The organism is Caballeronia sp. ATUFL_F2_KS9A (assembly GCF_023630765.1).
Taxonomy (GTDB): Bacteria; Pseudomonadota; Gammaproteobacteria; order Burkholderiales; family Burkholderiaceae; genus Caballeronia; species Caballeronia zhejiangensis.
Genome location: NZ_JALQEK010000010.1, coordinates 104,519 through 118,350, shown reverse-complemented (window position 1 = coordinate 118,350; position 13,832 = coordinate 104,519). Strand labels below are relative to the sequence as shown.

Below are 13,832 nucleotides of genomic sequence, written 5' to 3'. Positions count from 1 at the left end.
CAACCGATGAAGAAGAAAGTGCTGGTAGCGCGTCCCACTTTTCCCGACGTGATCGAGCGACTGAAGCAGCATTTCGATGTCGATGTGAATCTCGGCGACGTGCTCCCGCAGGAAGAGTTCGCGCGGCGTCTCGCCGACAAGGACGGCGCGTTCACGGCGGGCGAGATGGTCGGCGAGAAAGAGCTTTCGGGCGCGCCGAATCTGAAGGTCGTTGCGAACATGGCGGTCGGCTACAACAACTTCGACATGCAGGCGTTCGACGCGCACAAGGTGCTCGGCACCAACACGCCCAACGTGCTGAACGAAACCACGGCCGATTTCGGCTGGGCGCTGATGATGGCGGCGGCGCGTCGCGTCACCGAATCCGAGCACTTTCTGCGCGCGGGCAAGTGGCAGAAGTGGTCGTTCGACTCGTTCCTCGGCACCGATGTCTACGGCTCGACGCTCGGCGTGATCGGCATGGGGCGCATCGGGCAGGCGCTGGCGCGGCGGGCGGCCGGCTTCAACATGCGCGTGATGTATCACAACCGTTCGCGCGTCGCGCCGGAAATCGAGCGCGAGCTGAATGCCGAGTACGCGTCGAAGGAAGATCTGCTCAAGCGCGCGGATCATGTCGTGCTCGTCGTGCCTTACTCGAAGGAAAGCCATCATACGATCGGCGCGGCCGAACTCGCGCTGATGAAGCCGACGGCGACGCTGACGAATATCGCGCGCGGCGGCATCGTCGACGATGCGGCGTTGATCGCGGCGTTGCGCGACAAGCGCATCGCGGCGGCGGGCATCGACGTGTTCGAGGGCGAGCCGAATTTCAACCCGGATTTCCTGCTGCTCGACAACGTCGTGCTGACGCCGCATATCGCGAGCGCGACCGAAGGCACGCGCCGCGCGATGGCCAATCTCGCGGCCGACAATCTCATCGCCGCGCTGGGCGAAGGGCCGCGCGCAGGCAATCCGCCGAACCCGATCAATCCGGACGTACTGAAGAAATGATGGAACTGCTGCTTGGCGCGATCGCCGTGCTGGCGATCGCGCTGGTGGTCTCGCTCGTCGCGCTCGTCATGACGATGCGGCGCAATTCGAACGCGGTCATCTTCGACGAGTTCGAAGCGCTCACCGATCGCGTCAACGACATGGGCGAGGCACACGCGCGCGCGCAGGAACGGCTCGAACGCGGCTTGCGTGGCGATATCGCGGAGAGCGCGCGCGTCTCGCGCATGGAATCGCAAAGCGGCTTCGCGCAATTCCATCAGACGCTTTCGACGCAACTGGCGAGCACGTCGAACGTGCAGAACGCGCAATTCGACGCGCTTGCGCAGCAGCTCGCACAGCAAAGCCAGCAGGCGCGCGAGGATCAGGGCAACGCGTTGAAGCGCTTCGCCGATTCCATGTCGCTGCATCTCGCGCAGCTTTCCGAAGCGAACGAGCGGCGGCTCGGCGAAGTGCGCGCGACGCTCGAAGCGCGCCTGAAGGACATCGAGGCGAACAACGCGACGAAGCTCGACGAGATGCGCCGCACCGTCGACGAAAAGTTGCACGCGACGCTGGAGCAACGGCTCGGCGAGTCGTTCAAGCTCGTCTCCGACAGGCTGGAGCAGGTGCATCGGGGACTCGGCGAGATGCAGACGCTCGCGGCGGGCGTCGGCGATCTGAAGAAGGTGCTGACCAACGTCAAGACGCGCGGCATCTGGGGCGAAGTGCAGCTCGAAGCGCTGCTGGAACAGTTGCTCACGCCCGATCAGTACGCGAAGAACGTCGCGACGGTTCCGAAGAGCAACGAACGCGTCGAGTTCGCGATCAGGCTGCCTGGCCGGCACGACGCGCCGGGTGCGCCGGGCGACGTGGCTACGCCCGTGTGGCTGCCCATCGACGCGAAATTTCCGCGCGAGGACTACGAGCGTCTGATCGATGCGCAGGAACGCGCGGACCCGGCCGGTGTCGAGGACGCGTCGCGCGCGCTGGAAGGGCGCTTGCGCGCGGAGGCGAAATCGATCGCGCAGAAGTACGTCGCGCCGCCGCACACGACGGACTTCGCATTGCTCTTCCTGCCGACCGAAGGTCTCTACGCGGAAGTCTTGCGCCGTCCTGGCCTGAGCGATTCGTTGCAGCGCGAGTTTCGCGTGACCGTCGCGGGACCCACGACGCTGACCGCGCTCCTGAACAGCCTGCAGATGGGCTTCCGCACGCTGGCCATCGAGAAGCGTTCCAGCGAAGTGTGGCAGGTGCTCGGCGCGGTGAAGACCGAGTTCGGCAAGTTCGGCGAAGTGCTGGCGCGAACAAAGTCGCAGCTCGAAACGGTGACGCGCTCGATCGAAGCGGCGCAGACGCGCACGCGGCAGATGGGCAAGCGCCTTCGGGATGTCGAGGCGTTGCCCGGCGAACAGGCGGCGGGGTTGTTGGGCGAGGCGTTCGGCGATCCGTCATCGCCCGAAGGCGACGACGAGCCGTGATGCAGGACGCGATTCAGGACGCGAGGCGTTCGAGCGGCTCGCCCGTCACGCGCACGATGCGCCAGTCGGGCAGCACGGTCGCGCCCATCTTTTCGTAGAAATCGATGGCGTTCTGATTCCAGTCCAGCACCGACCATTCGAAGCGGCCGCACTGGCGCTCGACCGCGAGCGCGGCGAGCTTTTTCAGCATCAGCGTCCCGAGGCCGCTGCCGCGCATCGAAGGACGCACGTAGAGGTCTTCGAGATACAGGCCGCGCTTGCCGAGGAAAGTCGAGAAGTTCTGGAAGAAGAGCGCATAGCTGACGATTTCGCCTTCGACTTCCGCGACGAGCGCTTCAGCGGCCGGTCGTGCGCCGAAGAGCGCGTCATGCACGCCTTGCTCCGTCGCGATGAACAGATGCGTGAGCTTCTCGAACTCGGCCAGCTCGTACATCAGGCCGAAAATCGCGGCGACGTCGGCGGGCGAGGCCGCGCGGATGATCGGGGCGCTCACGCTTCCTCCGGCGCGTCGGAGAGCACGATCTCGATGCCGCCGAAACGCGAGGCCACCCAGTTGTACGCGTGGCACGCGATCCACAGCAGGATGAAACCGAGAATCGCGTTCAGGAGCAGCGCGCTCGTGACGGTGCTCACTTCCACCGAGCCGTATCGCACGAACGCGACCACGACGCCGAGCAGCACAATGGGCACGCTGAAAGTCAGGTACACGAGAATCAGCGCCTTGGCGGTCTGTCCCGGTGCGATGAATGAAATCTGCTTTTTCATGGAAGGAAAGCCCCGTCTATCGATGTAGGAATGTTTGTACCGGCTGGCGGCGGCGCCGGATCAGATCAGGCCGTCGAACGGCACGATTTCGACTTCGTCGCCCGCTTCGACGTCGCCGCGCGCGTGCTCGAGCACGATGAAGCAGTTCGCTTCGCTCATCGAACTCAGCACGCCGGAACCCTGCGGACCGGTAGTGACGACGCGAAAGCGCCCGTCGTCGTCGCGCGTCGCGATTCCGCGCTGGAACTCGGTGCGGCCCGCGCGCTTTTTCATCGGCTCGGCGGCGCGCGCGCGGATGACGGTGAGCGGCTGGCGCATCGCGCCCGACATCGCCAGAAGCGCCTCGCGCACGATGAAGTAGAACGTCGCCATTACGGCGACCGGGTTCCCCGGCAACCCGAAGAAGAGCGCCGACTCGCCCGCGCCCGGGCGCTCGCCCGACCACAGCCGGCCGAATGCCAGCGGGCGGCCGGGGCGCATCGCGATCTTCCAGAAGGCGACGTCGCCGAGCGAATTCATCAGCGCGCGCGTGAAGTCCGCATCGCCGACCGACACGCCGCCCGAACTGATGACGACATCGGCGCTTTCGGTCGCATGACGCAGCGCCTTTTCGAGCGAGGCGCGATCGTCGCGCACGATACCCAGATCGACGGTTTCGACGCCGAGCCGCTTGAGCATTGCGAAGAGCGTGTAGCGATTACTGTCGTAAAGGCTGCCAGCGCTCAGCGTTTCGCCGACCGAACGCAATTCGTCGCCCGTCGAAAAGAAGGCGACGGTGAGCCGCCTGCGAACCGACACTTCGCCGATACCGAGCGACGCGAGCAAACCGAGATCCGACGCCCGCACGACGCGACCCGCGAGCAGCGCCGGCTTGCCTTTCGCGAGATCCTCGCCGGAGAGGCGGCGATTCTGGCCGGCACGGATCGTCGCCGGCGAAAAGCGGATCGCGTCGCCTTCGCGCGTGACGAACTCCTGCGGCACGACCGTGTCGCAGCCGGGCGGGATGAGCGCGCCCGTCATGATCCGCACGCATTGATCCGCGCCCGGCGCGCCTTCGAACGGCCGCCCGGCGAGCGCCGTGCCCGCGACGGACAAGCCGACCGTATCGCCACCGCGCGAGAGCACATCGCCGGCGAACGCGTAGCCGTCCATCGCGGAATTGTCGTAAGCGGGGACGTCGATGGGCGAGATCACATCCTCGGCGAGCACGCGGCCGAGCGCGTCAAACAGGCTCACGCGCTCGATCTGCGCGTCCCGCATGCGCGGCATGGCCCACTGACGCACGATTTCCTGCGCGGCTTCAACGGGCAGCGCATTCGGATCGTAGTGGGCGACGCAGGCGGAAAAATCCTTGGACGTGGTCATGAATCGGCGTGGATCGCGGCCGGAATCCGGCGAAGCAGCACATGGCCGCGCGGTGGTTGAGCGCCCGCAATGGCGATGTGAGCGGGCAGCCGGTTGAACGAGTCAGCGGCGTTCCAGATCGGCGAGCTGCTGTAAATCGTTGATATTGTAAAACGCGCGTTCGTCGTGAAATTGCACTTCCACCGCCTTGTGGCGCGCGTACCACGCGCGCACCTTGCGCTCGCCCGCGTCCAGCCAGGCGTCCAGGTCGTCGGCGAGCGATGTACGCAGCAACGCGAAAACGGGGTGGGCCATGACTTCGCCCGACGCGTCGATTGTTGCTGCGTATGCAACGTCGCCGCCGTGCGCGTCGAGTGCTTGCATCAACGCGGCGCCGATGTGTTCGTCGACGAAAGGGGCGTCGCAAGGCGCGGTCAGAACGAATTCGGTGCTCGCAACGCGCAACGCAGCGGCGATGCCGGCGAGCGGCCCGGGGAAATCCGCGCGCGCGTCCGCGACAACGCGCGCGCCGAATGCCGCGCCGAGGCGCGCGTAGTCTTCGATGGAACGATTTGCGCTGATCAGAAGCGCGCCCGCCTGAGGCGCGATGCGCCGCATCACATGCAACGCGAGCGGCTCACCGCGAAACGGCTGCATGCCCTTGTCGATGCCGCCCATGCGCGAGCCGCGTCCGCCCGCGAGCACGAGCGCCGTGACGCTGGACGATGAATGAGCGCTCAGCACGAACGATCCGCCGCGCTCAGCCGCCGATGTACGACATCTCGACGCGACGTGCATCGTCGCGAGATGGCGCCGATGCGCTGCCGCGCAATTGCGAATACCGGTCGCCGCGCGCCTCCCAGATTCGCGCGATGGCTGTGGCGACTTCGTCGTCGCCCGCGCCGCTGCGGATCAGTCCGCGCAGGTCGTGGCCGGAAACCGCGAAGAGACACAGATACAGCTTGCCTTCCGTCGAGAGCCGGGCACGCGTGCACGAGTCGCAAAACGCGCGTGTGACGCTCGAAATCACGCCGATTTCACCGCTGCCGTCGCGATAGCCCCAGCGCTGCGCCGTTTCCGCGGCCGTGTGGGCTTCGAGCGGTTCCAGCGGAAAGTGCGCGTCGATGCGTTCGACCACGTGCGCCGAAGGCAGCACTTCGCTCATGTTCCAGCCGTTCGACGCGCCGACATCCATATATTCGATGAAACGCAGAACCGCGCCGCTGCCTTTGAAATGGCGCGCCATCGGGACGATTTCCTGATCGTTCGTGCCGCGCTTCACGACCATGTTCACCTTGATCGGAGCGAGCCCGGCGGCTTGCGCCGTCTCGATGCCGTTCAGCACGTCGGCGACCGCGAAATCGGCATCGTTCATGCGGCGAAAGAGGGCGTCGTCGAGCGCATCGAGGCTCACTGTGACGCGCGACAAACCCGCGTCCTTCAGCGACTTCGCCTTGCGCGCGAGGAGCGAGCCGTTTGTCGTGAGCGTCAGATCGAGCGGGCGGCCTTCCGGCGTGCGCAACAGCGCGAGCCGCTCGATCAGGAATTCGATGTTCTTGCGCAGAAGCGGCTCGCCGCCCGTAAGGCGAATCTTTTCCACGCCGTGGGCGACGAATACGCGCGCGAGGCGCTCGATTTCCTCGAACGAGAGCAGGGCGGCGTGCGGGAGAAACTGGTAATCCTTATCGAACACTTCGCGTGGCATGCAGTACACGCAGCGAAAGTTGCAGCGATCTGTCACGGAAATGCGCAAATCCCGCAATGGGCGCGCGAGCGTGTCCGTGAGCAGCCCGGACGGCGATGTCGCGGCGCCGGAGAAATCCGGGATCGCGCTGACATCGGCGAGAGGAATGATGCGTCGGGGCATGATGACTCGGGGCTCGGCTCGGCCGCTTCGGCCTTGTTCGAATAATGGTTGGATCGTTCCATTCTAACGGAAGCGGGACATCGGGACGCACTGCCACGGAGTCGCGGTTTTCCCTCGGTTCAGCCGTTTTACGACGCAAAAAAACGCCATCGATCGGGGATCGATGGCGTTTCTGGCTTTTGCCCGTTCACCGGAGTGAACGGGACGCGCGCGCTTAGTGGGCCTGCTTGCTGGTTTCCACTTGCTGCATCGGCGCGGTGTCGGCCGGCGGAAGTGCCTTGCGTTCGCGCGGCACGCGCACCGCAGCCGGCTCGCGTGCGGCGGCGGCATTGGCTTCGCGCAGCTTGCCTTCGTCGGTGTTCACCCAGACGAGGCCCGCACGCTCCAGCATCGGCTGAAGGGTGTCGACGGCGATCGGCGTCGACGTTGCAGGCGCGGCGGGCGCAGCGACCTTCACCGGCTCGGCGACGACTGCGACAGGCTCCGGCGCGAAGACCGGCGCTTGCGTCTGCGCTTGCGCGATCTCGACCGGCTTCACTGGCTCGACGGCCGTCGCTTCGGGCGTCGATGCGACAGCGGCGGTCTTCACCGGCTCGGCGACTTCGGCAGGCTCGGCCGCGACCGGCTCGACGGGCGTCGGCGCCGTTTCCACGGGCTTCGGCTCTTCGGATGCGACCGGCGCGAACGCGGGTGCGAACGGATCGGCCAATTTCGTCTCGGCGACCTTCGGCTCCGGACCGAACGGATTCTCGACCTCCGGTGCCGGAGCGGGCTTGGCGAAGAGATCGAAGTTCGTCGGTTCGGGCGTTTGCGCCTTCAGTTCGAAAGGCTCGGCCTCAACAGTCTTGGCGACCGGCGCTTCCTCCGCAGCGGCGGGCGCTTGCTCTTGCGGCTTCGCTTCGAGGGGCTGAGCGGCCGGTTGCTGCACCGACGCTTCCACCGGTTGCGGCGCGGCCGGGCGGGGTTCGCGACGTGCAGCCGCTTCCTGCGCGGCTTCCGCATCAAACACGCCGGCTTGCGCCGAGGTGCTCTCTGCTGCGCCTTCTGCTTCGGCGACGTCCGCCGCGTGATTCACCGTCATGCCGTCTTCTTCGCGCTCGCGACGACCGCCACGACGCCCACGGCGACGGCGACGACGCTCTTCGCCGTCACGTGCGGCCGCCGCGTCGGATGCCGCATCGATGCCGGCCACTTGCGCGTCCGCATTGGCTTGCGCCGCTTCGACGATTTCCGACGGCACCGTTTCGCCTTGCGTCAGCGCCTCGACGGCGGCTTCCGGTTGCGGCTTGCGACGCTCGCCGCGTTCCGCGCGCTCGGTTCGTTCAGCGCGGTCGCCACGCTCGGCGCGTTCGCCACGATCCGGACGCTCGCGGCGTTCCGGACGTTCGGTTGCTTCCGGACGCGCTGCGCGTTCCGCGTTGCGGTCGCGCGCTTCACGCGGTTCGCGTGCCTCGCGTGCCTCACGCGGCTCGCGTGCTTCGCGTGCCTCGCGCGGTTCACGAGCCTCACGCGGCTCGCGGACTTCGCGCAGTTCACGACCTTCGCGTCCGCCACGCGCCTCGCGATCCTCGCGACGGCCGCCCTGGCGCGCCGCGCCGTTGGCGCCCGCCGCCGTGCCTGCCGCAGCGCCTTCGCGCGCGGCGCCGCCGCTACGGCGATTGCGGTTGCGATCGCCGCCGCCGGTGCGTTCACCGCGTTCGCGCGGCGCGCGCGTGGCCGGTTGCGCTTCGACCGGAGCCGGCGCGGGTTGCGGCGCAGGCTGAATGCCGAACAGATTCTTGATCCACGCGATGAATCCGCCGCTCGCCGGAACGGGCGTCGGCGCGGGCGCGGCCTCGACGGGCGCGGGCTTCACCGGTGCGCTCGGCGCGGGCTTCTCGGGCGTGATGCCCTTCACGGCGGCTTCCTGCTTCGGCTTCACCTCTTCGGTGCGCTTGCTGTAGCCGGTCTCCGATTCGAGCTCGCTCGCCGCTTCGACGGCCATCTTCCACGACGCGCGCGGATCGTCGAGACGCGCATCGTCGTGACGCAGACGCTCCAGCTTGTAGTGCGGCGTTTCGAGATGCTTGTTCGGAATCAGGACGACATTGACCTTGAAGCGCGACTCGATCTTGTTGATTTCCGAGCGCTTTTCGTTGAGCAGGAAGGCGGTCACCTCGACCGGCACCTGGCAATGGATCGCCGCGGTGTTTTCCTTCATCGCTTCTTCCTGAATGATCCGCAGCACTTGCAGCGCGGACGATTCGGTATCGCGGATGTGACCCGTGCCGTTGCAGCGCGGGCACGTCACGTGGCTGCCTTCCGACAGCGCCGGACGCAGGCGCTGACGCGACAGTTCCATCAGGCCGAAGCGCGAAATCTTGCCCATTTGTACGCGGGCGCGGTCGTGCTTCAACGCATCTTTCAGGCGCTGCTCGACTTCGCGCTGGCTCTTGGCCGATTCCATGTCGATGAAATCGATCACGATCAGCCCGCCCAGATCGCGCAGACGAAGCTGACGCGCGACTTCGTCGGCGGCTTCGAGATTGGTGCGCGTCGCGGTTTCCTCGATGTCCGCGCCCTTGGTCGCGCGCGCCGAGTTCACGTCGATGGCGACGAGCGCCTCGGTGTGATCGATCACGATCGCGCCGCCCGACGGCAGCGGCACCGTGCGCGAGTACGCGGTTTCGATCTGATGCTCGATCTGGAAGCGCGAGAAGAGCGGCACGTCGTCGTGATAGCGCTTCACCTTCGAGAGGTTGTCGGGCATCACGATATCCATGAAGGCGCGCGCCTGGTCATGGATTTCGGTCGTGTCGATGAGAATTTCGCCGATATCCGGCTGGAAGTAGTCGCGAATCGCGCGGATGACGAGGCTCGATTCGAGATAAATGAGCATCGGCTGGCCGGCGACGCCGCTCTGCGACGCGGCTTCGATCGCGCGCCACAGTTGCATCAGGTAGTTCAGGTCCCACTGGAGCTCTTCCGCCGAACGGCCGATACCCGCCGTGCGCGCGATGATGCTCATGCCTTCCGGCAGTTCGAGCTGCGCCATGGTTTCGCGCAGTTCCTGCCGTTCGTCGCCTTCGATGCGGCGCGACACGCCGCCGCCGCGCGGGTTGTTTGGCATCAGGACGAGGTAACGTCCGGCCAGCGAGATGAACGTGGTCAGCGCGGCGCCCTTGTTGCCGCGCTCTTCCTTCTCGACCTGGACGATGAGTTCCTGGCCTTCGCGCAGCGCGTCCTGAATGCGCGCGGAGCGCATCTCGACGCCATCGCGGAAATACTGGCGGGCGACTTCCTTGAACGGCAGGAAGCCGTGGCGGTCTTCGCCGTAGTTGACGAAGCAGGCTTCGAGCGACGGCTCGATGCGGGTGACGACTCCCTTGTAGATGTTGCCTTTGCGCTGTTCGCGCCCGGCGGTTTCGATGTCGATATCGATGAGCTTCTGCCCATCGACGATGGCGACGCGCAATTCCTCTTGCTGCGTCGCGTTAAACAGCATTCGTTTCATGAAACGGCTCCAGAATGGCTCCGTCCTCCCTCGTCGTGCGAATCGGCGTCGGTGACTGATACATCACGCGCGCGAAGCGGGAAGGTGGGCGTGCCACGCTTTTTTGTGTGTTGTCACAAAGCACGCTGGAGCGGGACTTCTGGCGGGAGAATTGCCGAAAGCAGGCCGCGGCTTCCGCATCGGACAGCCGCGCCGTGGGGCGCATTGCGAAGCAACTGCGAGACGTACGACAGATCGCTCGGCTCGTGGCGAGGATGAACGGCGGCGCTGCGGCTCCGCGTCTCAAAATGGACGCGCCGAACCGGCCTGCGCTCTTGCAAAGAGCCTGATTCCTCCCAACGGCGGCCGCGAGGAAGAGCGGTCTCGCGCAAACCGGCGCGATGCTTCGTAACCGATCCTCCTTGCTGCCTTGCCGCGCCGGCACGGCCGCGGGCCCGACTTGTTTCTGTCGGCTCCCGTCGGCTCGCGGCCGCATGTCTCGCCTCGTTTGCGGCGTTGTCGCGCTTCGCAGAAATCAGCGCAGCAGCGATTTCGCCGTCAGTTGTTCGCAAAATCGGCGAGCGTCGATTTGCCTTTTTCTCCCGCTCGACGGCAGGGTCGATCCGGGCTGGCATCCGGTTTTGCCGGGCGCCGTCGCTTCTCGCCGATAAAATTCTTTTTGACCAAAAATCCGTTACCGTCGGCGATCGACTCGACCGAACGCGCCTGTGGGCTCCGTCCTTGCCGGTGATATCGCCGTGCGTGCAACTCGTCGCTCTCGATTTTCCGGGTGAGCAACCGACCTTGGGCGCAAGTAAAATGATGGTTTATCGCTTGCACCGATACAGTCTGAATAATTCGGCCGCTGCTTGATCCTAAGCGTCGACCTTTTCAGGCTGCTCGCAAATTATATTCAGAATGAATGAGTTAGGCAAAACATCCCATAAACAGGTCGCAAGCGAACAAGTGTCGATGATCGAAGTCGACGAAACGGCCGCCGGTCAGCGGATCGACAATTTTTTGCTGCGCGTCTGCAAGGGCGTCCCGAAGAGCCATATTTACCGCATTCTCCGAAGTGGCGAAGTGCGCGTGAACAAGGGACGCATCGACGCGGCTTACCGGCTCGAACTGGGCGATCTCGTGCGCGTGCCGCCGATCCGCATCGCGCAGCAGGACGCGGCGCCGGTGTCGTCGAACGCGCCCGCCGCCGAATTCCCGATTCTCTTCGAGGACGACCATCTGATCGTCATCGATAAACCGTCCGGCGTCGCGGTGCATGGCGGCAGCGGCGTCGCGTTCGGCGTCATCGAGCAGTTGCGCAATGCGCGGCCGCACGCAAAATTTCTCGAACTGGTGCATCGGCTGGATCGCGAGACGTCGGGCGTGCTCATGCTCGCCAAGAAGCGCCAGGCGCTCGTCGGGCTGCACGAGCAGATTCGCGAAAATCGGGTCGACAAGCGCTATTACGCGTGCGGTCACGGCGACTGGCAGAGCGACTGGGGCCGCCGGCGCATCGTCAAGGCGCCGTTGCATAAATATGTCGCAGCGGATGGCGAGCGGCGCGTGCGAATCCAGGAGAACGGGCTGCCGTCGCATACGGTCTTCAATCTGATCGAGCGCTGGCGCGACTACGCGTGGGTCGAGGCAGAGCTGAAAACCGGCCGCACGCACCAGATTCGCGTGCACATGGCGAGCATCGGCCTGCCGATCGCGGGCGACGCCAAATACGGCGATTTCGCGCTGAACAAGGAATTGGCCCGCCCGAGCGCGAAGCCGTCGCTGAAACGCATGTTTTTGCACGCGTATCGACTGAAAATCACGCACCCGGCGACGGGCGAGCCGCTGCAATTCGAAGCGCCGCTGCCCGTCGAGTGCAAACGGTTCATCGAACAACTGAAAAACCGGGAGACCGAGTAAATGGCGCGGCAGCAATTCGATCTGATCGTTTTCGACTGGGACGGCACGCTGATGGATTCGACCGTCCACATCACGCGCAGCATTCAGGCCGCGTGCCGCGACCTCGGGCTGCCGGTTCCCGCCGATGAATCCGCGAGCTATGTGATCGGCCTCGGCCTGAAGGACGCGCTGCAGATATGCGCGCCGACGCTCGATCCGTCCGACTATCCGCGCCTGGCCGAGCGTTACCGCTTCCATTTCCTGACGATGGGCCAGAAAACCGAACTCTTCGGCGGCGTGCGCGAACTGCTGCAGGAATTGCGCGATCTCGGCTATTTTCTCGCGGTCGCGACGGGCAAGAGCCGCGTCGGGCTGAATCGCGCGCTCGACGAATCGCGGCTCACGAGCCTCTTCGACAGCACGCGCTGCGCGGACGAAACGTTCTCGAAGCCGCATCCCGCAATGTTGCAGGAACTCACGCGCGAGCTCGGGCAGGATCTCGGGCGCACGGTGATGATCGGCGACACGACGCACGATCTGCAGATGGCGATCAACGCGGGCGCGGCGGGCGTCGGCGTCGGTTATGGCGCGCATCCGGCCGATTCTCTCGCGGCGCTCAAGCCGCAGTACTGCGCCGACAGCGTCGCGTCGCTCGCCGGCTGGCTGCGGGAGCACGCATGAGCGAACCGGTGCGGGTATGCGCGTCCGACGAACTCGTCGATGGCGGCGCGGGCGTGCGCGTCAACGCGACCGAAGCGAGCGGCGACGCGGTCGTGTTCTTCGTCCGATACGGCGGCGAAGCGTTCGGTTATCTGAACCGGTGCGCGCACGTGCCGATGGAGCTCGACTGGAACGAGGGCCAGTTCTTCGAAAGCTCGGGCCTATACTTGATGTGCGCGACGCACGGGGCGATCTACGAGCCCGATACCGGCAAATGCGTCGGCGGTCCTTGCCGCGGCGCGCGCCTGCGGGCCGTGACGGTCGAAGAGCGCGACACGCCGGAAGGGCGCGCGGTCTTCTGGCTGCCCGACGACGCCGTGCGTCCCGCCTGATTCAATCTCTACACATCCACGACGCATGTCCGACAACATTCCGCCGCGCAATAACGACAACTGGGAGCGCGAAGCGCTCGAACGCATCGCGCTCGCCGCGATTCGCGAGCAGCGCGCCGCGCGTCGCTGGCGCATATTCTTTCGCTTCCTGTTTCTCGGCGTGATCGCGCTGATCGCCTGGGGCGTGTTCGATTTCACCGGCGATCGTGCCGCGAAGGCTGGCAAGCACACGGCGCTCATCGATCTGCAGGGCGAGATCTCCGCGAACAGCGATGCCAGCGCCGACAACATCGACGGTGCGCTACAGAGCGCGTTCGAGGACGAGAACACGGCGGGCGTGATTCTGCGCATCAACAGTCCGGGCGGCAGTCCGGTGCAGGCAGGAATCATCAACGGCGAAATCCGGCGGCTGCGCGCGAAGTATCCGAAGACGCCGCTGTACGTGGTCGTCGACGACATGTGCGCGTCGGGCGGCTATTACGTCGCGGCGGCGGCGGACAAGATTTACGTCGACCGCGCGAGCATCGTCGGCTCGATCGGCGTGCTGATGGACGGCTTCGGCTTCACGGGCCTGATGGACAAGCTCGGCATCCAGCGCCGCATGCACACGTCGGGCGCGAACAAGGGCGCGTTCGACCCGTTCTCGCCGGAAACGCCCGCGATGAACGCGCACGCGCAGGAAATGCTCGATCAGATCCACACGCAGTTCATCGATGCCGTGAAGCTCGGGCGCGGCAAGCGTCTGAAGGACGATCCGGAGCTGTTCTCGGGCATGTTCTGGACCGGCGAAAAGAGCGTCGAACTCGGTCTCGCCGATGGTTTCGGCGACGCCAGCTATGTCGCGCGCGAGGTCATCAAGCAGCCGGATATCGTCGATTACACGCAAAAGGAAAGCATTAGCGAGCGTGTGGTGCGGCGCTTCGGCGCATCCGTGGGCGATGCCGCCATGCGCGCGCTCACGCTCGGCGGCAAGCCCCAGTTGCGCTGAG

General features: G+C 65.5%; 13 protein-coding genes. 7 read left to right on the top strand and 6 right to left on the bottom strand.

Annotated elements, in window-relative coordinates; translation table 11 throughout:
* Positions 1–6 precede the first annotated feature (6 nt).
* Both NCS67_RS09105 and NCS67_RS09100 read left to right on the top strand, forming a co-directional pair.
* Complete coding sequence (locus NCS67_RS09105) at positions 7–990, top strand: 2-hydroxyacid dehydrogenase (protein ID WP_008342282.1); 984 nt, start codon at positions 7–9, stop codon at positions 988–990.
* Complete coding sequence (locus NCS67_RS09100; protein WP_250434964.1) at positions 987–2,447, top strand: DNA recombination protein RmuC; 1,461 nt, start codon at positions 987–989, stop codon at positions 2,445–2,447. Before NCS67_RS09105 ends, NCS67_RS09100 begins: the two co-directional genes overlap by 4 nt.
* A gap of 13 nt (positions 2,448–2,460) precedes the next feature.
* Here NCS67_RS09100 and NCS67_RS09095 read toward each other — a convergent pair whose 3' ends face one another.
* The 6 genes from NCS67_RS09095 to NCS67_RS09070 form a co-directional block, all read right to left on the bottom strand.
* Positions 2,461–2,880: a GNAT family N-acetyltransferase gene (locus NCS67_RS09095; protein ID WP_051078884.1), complete on the bottom strand. Its 420-nt coding sequence runs from the start codon at positions 2,878–2,880 to the stop codon at positions 2,461–2,463.
* Between the two features lie 56 nt (positions 2,881–2,936).
* Positions 2,937–3,212, bottom strand: coding sequence for a hypothetical protein (locus NCS67_RS09090; RefSeq protein WP_008342276.1), 276 nt, complete (start codon positions 3,210–3,212; stop codon positions 2,937–2,939).
* A 60-nt stretch (positions 3,213–3,272) separates the two neighbouring features.
* A complete protein-coding gene (moeA, locus tag NCS67_RS09085; protein ID WP_250434963.1) occupies positions 3,273–4,577 on the bottom strand; it encodes a molybdopterin molybdotransferase MoeA in 1,305 nt (434 codons plus the stop codon).
* A gap of 102 nt (positions 4,578–4,679) precedes the next feature.
* Entirely contained in the window at positions 4,680–5,234 is a 555-nt protein-coding gene (mobA, locus tag NCS67_RS09080) for a molybdenum cofactor guanylyltransferase MobA (protein WP_235366333.1), read from the bottom strand.
* An 82-nt stretch (positions 5,235–5,316) separates the two neighbouring features.
* Complete coding sequence (moaA, locus tag NCS67_RS09075) at positions 5,317–6,423, bottom strand: GTP 3',8-cyclase MoaA (protein WP_250434962.1); 1,107 nt, start codon at positions 6,421–6,423, stop codon at positions 5,317–5,319.
* A gap of 214 nt (positions 6,424–6,637) precedes the next feature.
* Positions 6,638–9,916: an Rne/Rng family ribonuclease gene (locus tag NCS67_RS09070; protein WP_250434961.1), complete on the bottom strand. Its 3,279-nt coding sequence runs from the start codon at positions 9,914–9,916 to the stop codon at positions 6,638–6,640.
* 495 nt (positions 9,917–10,411) lie between these two features.
* Here NCS67_RS09070 and NCS67_RS09065 point away from each other — a divergent pair, with 495 nt between their 5' ends.
* From NCS67_RS09065 to NCS67_RS09045, 5 genes are read left to right on the top strand one after another with little or no spacing between them, the layout of a single operon-like run.
* Complete coding sequence (locus NCS67_RS09065; RefSeq protein WP_144403826.1) at positions 10,412–10,768, top strand: hypothetical protein; 357 nt, start codon at positions 10,412–10,414, stop codon at positions 10,766–10,768.
* A 45-nt stretch (positions 10,769–10,813) separates the two neighbouring features.
* A complete protein-coding gene (locus NCS67_RS09060; protein WP_034473545.1) occupies positions 10,814–11,812 on the top strand; it encodes an RluA family pseudouridine synthase in 999 nt (332 codons plus the stop codon).
* On the top strand, positions 11,813–12,472 hold the full coding sequence (locus NCS67_RS09055) for an HAD-IA family hydrolase (protein ID WP_008342265.1): 660 nt from the start codon (positions 11,813–11,815) through the stop codon (positions 12,470–12,472).
* Positions 12,469–12,843: a Rieske (2Fe-2S) protein gene (locus tag NCS67_RS09050; protein WP_008342264.1), complete on the top strand. Its 375-nt coding sequence runs from the start codon at positions 12,469–12,471 to the stop codon at positions 12,841–12,843. The genes NCS67_RS09055 and NCS67_RS09050 overlap by 4 nt, the downstream gene beginning before the upstream one ends.
* Before the next feature lie 25 nt (positions 12,844–12,868).
* Positions 12,869–13,831 (top strand): S49 family peptidase, encoded by a 963-nt coding sequence (locus NCS67_RS09045; RefSeq protein ID WP_008342262.1) that lies wholly within the window; start codon positions 12,869–12,871, stop codon positions 13,829–13,831.
* Position 13,832: the final 1 nt, after the last annotated feature.

Bases quoted from the DNA above. Each gene is read 5' to 3' on its own strand.
- NCS67_RS09105 (WP_008342282.1), top strand. From the start codon at position 7: ATGAAGAAGAAAGTGCTGGTAGCGCGTCCCACTTTTCCCGACGTGATC.
- NCS67_RS09100 (WP_250434964.1), top strand. From the start codon at position 987: ATGATGGAACTGCTGCTTGGCGCGATCGCCGTGCTGGCGATCGCGCTG.
- NCS67_RS09095 (WP_051078884.1), bottom strand. From the start codon at position 2,880: ATGTACGAGCTGGCCGAGTTCGAGAAGCTCACGCATCTGTTCATCGCG.
- NCS67_RS09090 (WP_008342276.1), bottom strand. From the start codon at position 3,212: ATGAAAAAGCAGATTTCATTCATCGCACCGGGACAGACCGCCAAGGCG.
- moeA (WP_250434963.1), bottom strand. From the start codon at position 4,577: ATGACCACGTCCAAGGATTTTTCCGCCTGCGTCGCCCACTACGATCCG.
- mobA (WP_235366333.1), bottom strand. From the start codon at position 5,234: ATGGGCGGCATCGACAAGGGCATGCAGCCGTTTCGCGGTGAGCCGCTC.
- moaA (WP_250434962.1), bottom strand. From the start codon at position 6,423: ATGCCCCGACGCATCATTCCTCTCGCCGATGTCAGCGCGATCCCGGAT.
- NCS67_RS09070 (WP_250434961.1), bottom strand. From the start codon at position 9,916: ATGAAACGAATGCTGTTTAACGCGACGCAGCAAGAGGAATTGCGCGTC.
- NCS67_RS09060 (WP_034473545.1), top strand. From the start codon at position 10,814: ATGAATGAGTTAGGCAAAACATCCCATAAACAGGTCGCAAGCGAACAA.
- NCS67_RS09055 (WP_008342265.1), top strand. From the start codon at position 11,813: ATGGCGCGGCAGCAATTCGATCTGATCGTTTTCGACTGGGACGGCACG.
- NCS67_RS09050 (WP_008342264.1), top strand. From the start codon at position 12,469: ATGAGCGAACCGGTGCGGGTATGCGCGTCCGACGAACTCGTCGATGGC.
- NCS67_RS09045 (WP_008342262.1), top strand. From the start codon at position 12,869: ATGTCCGACAACATTCCGCCGCGCAATAACGACAACTGGGAGCGCGAA.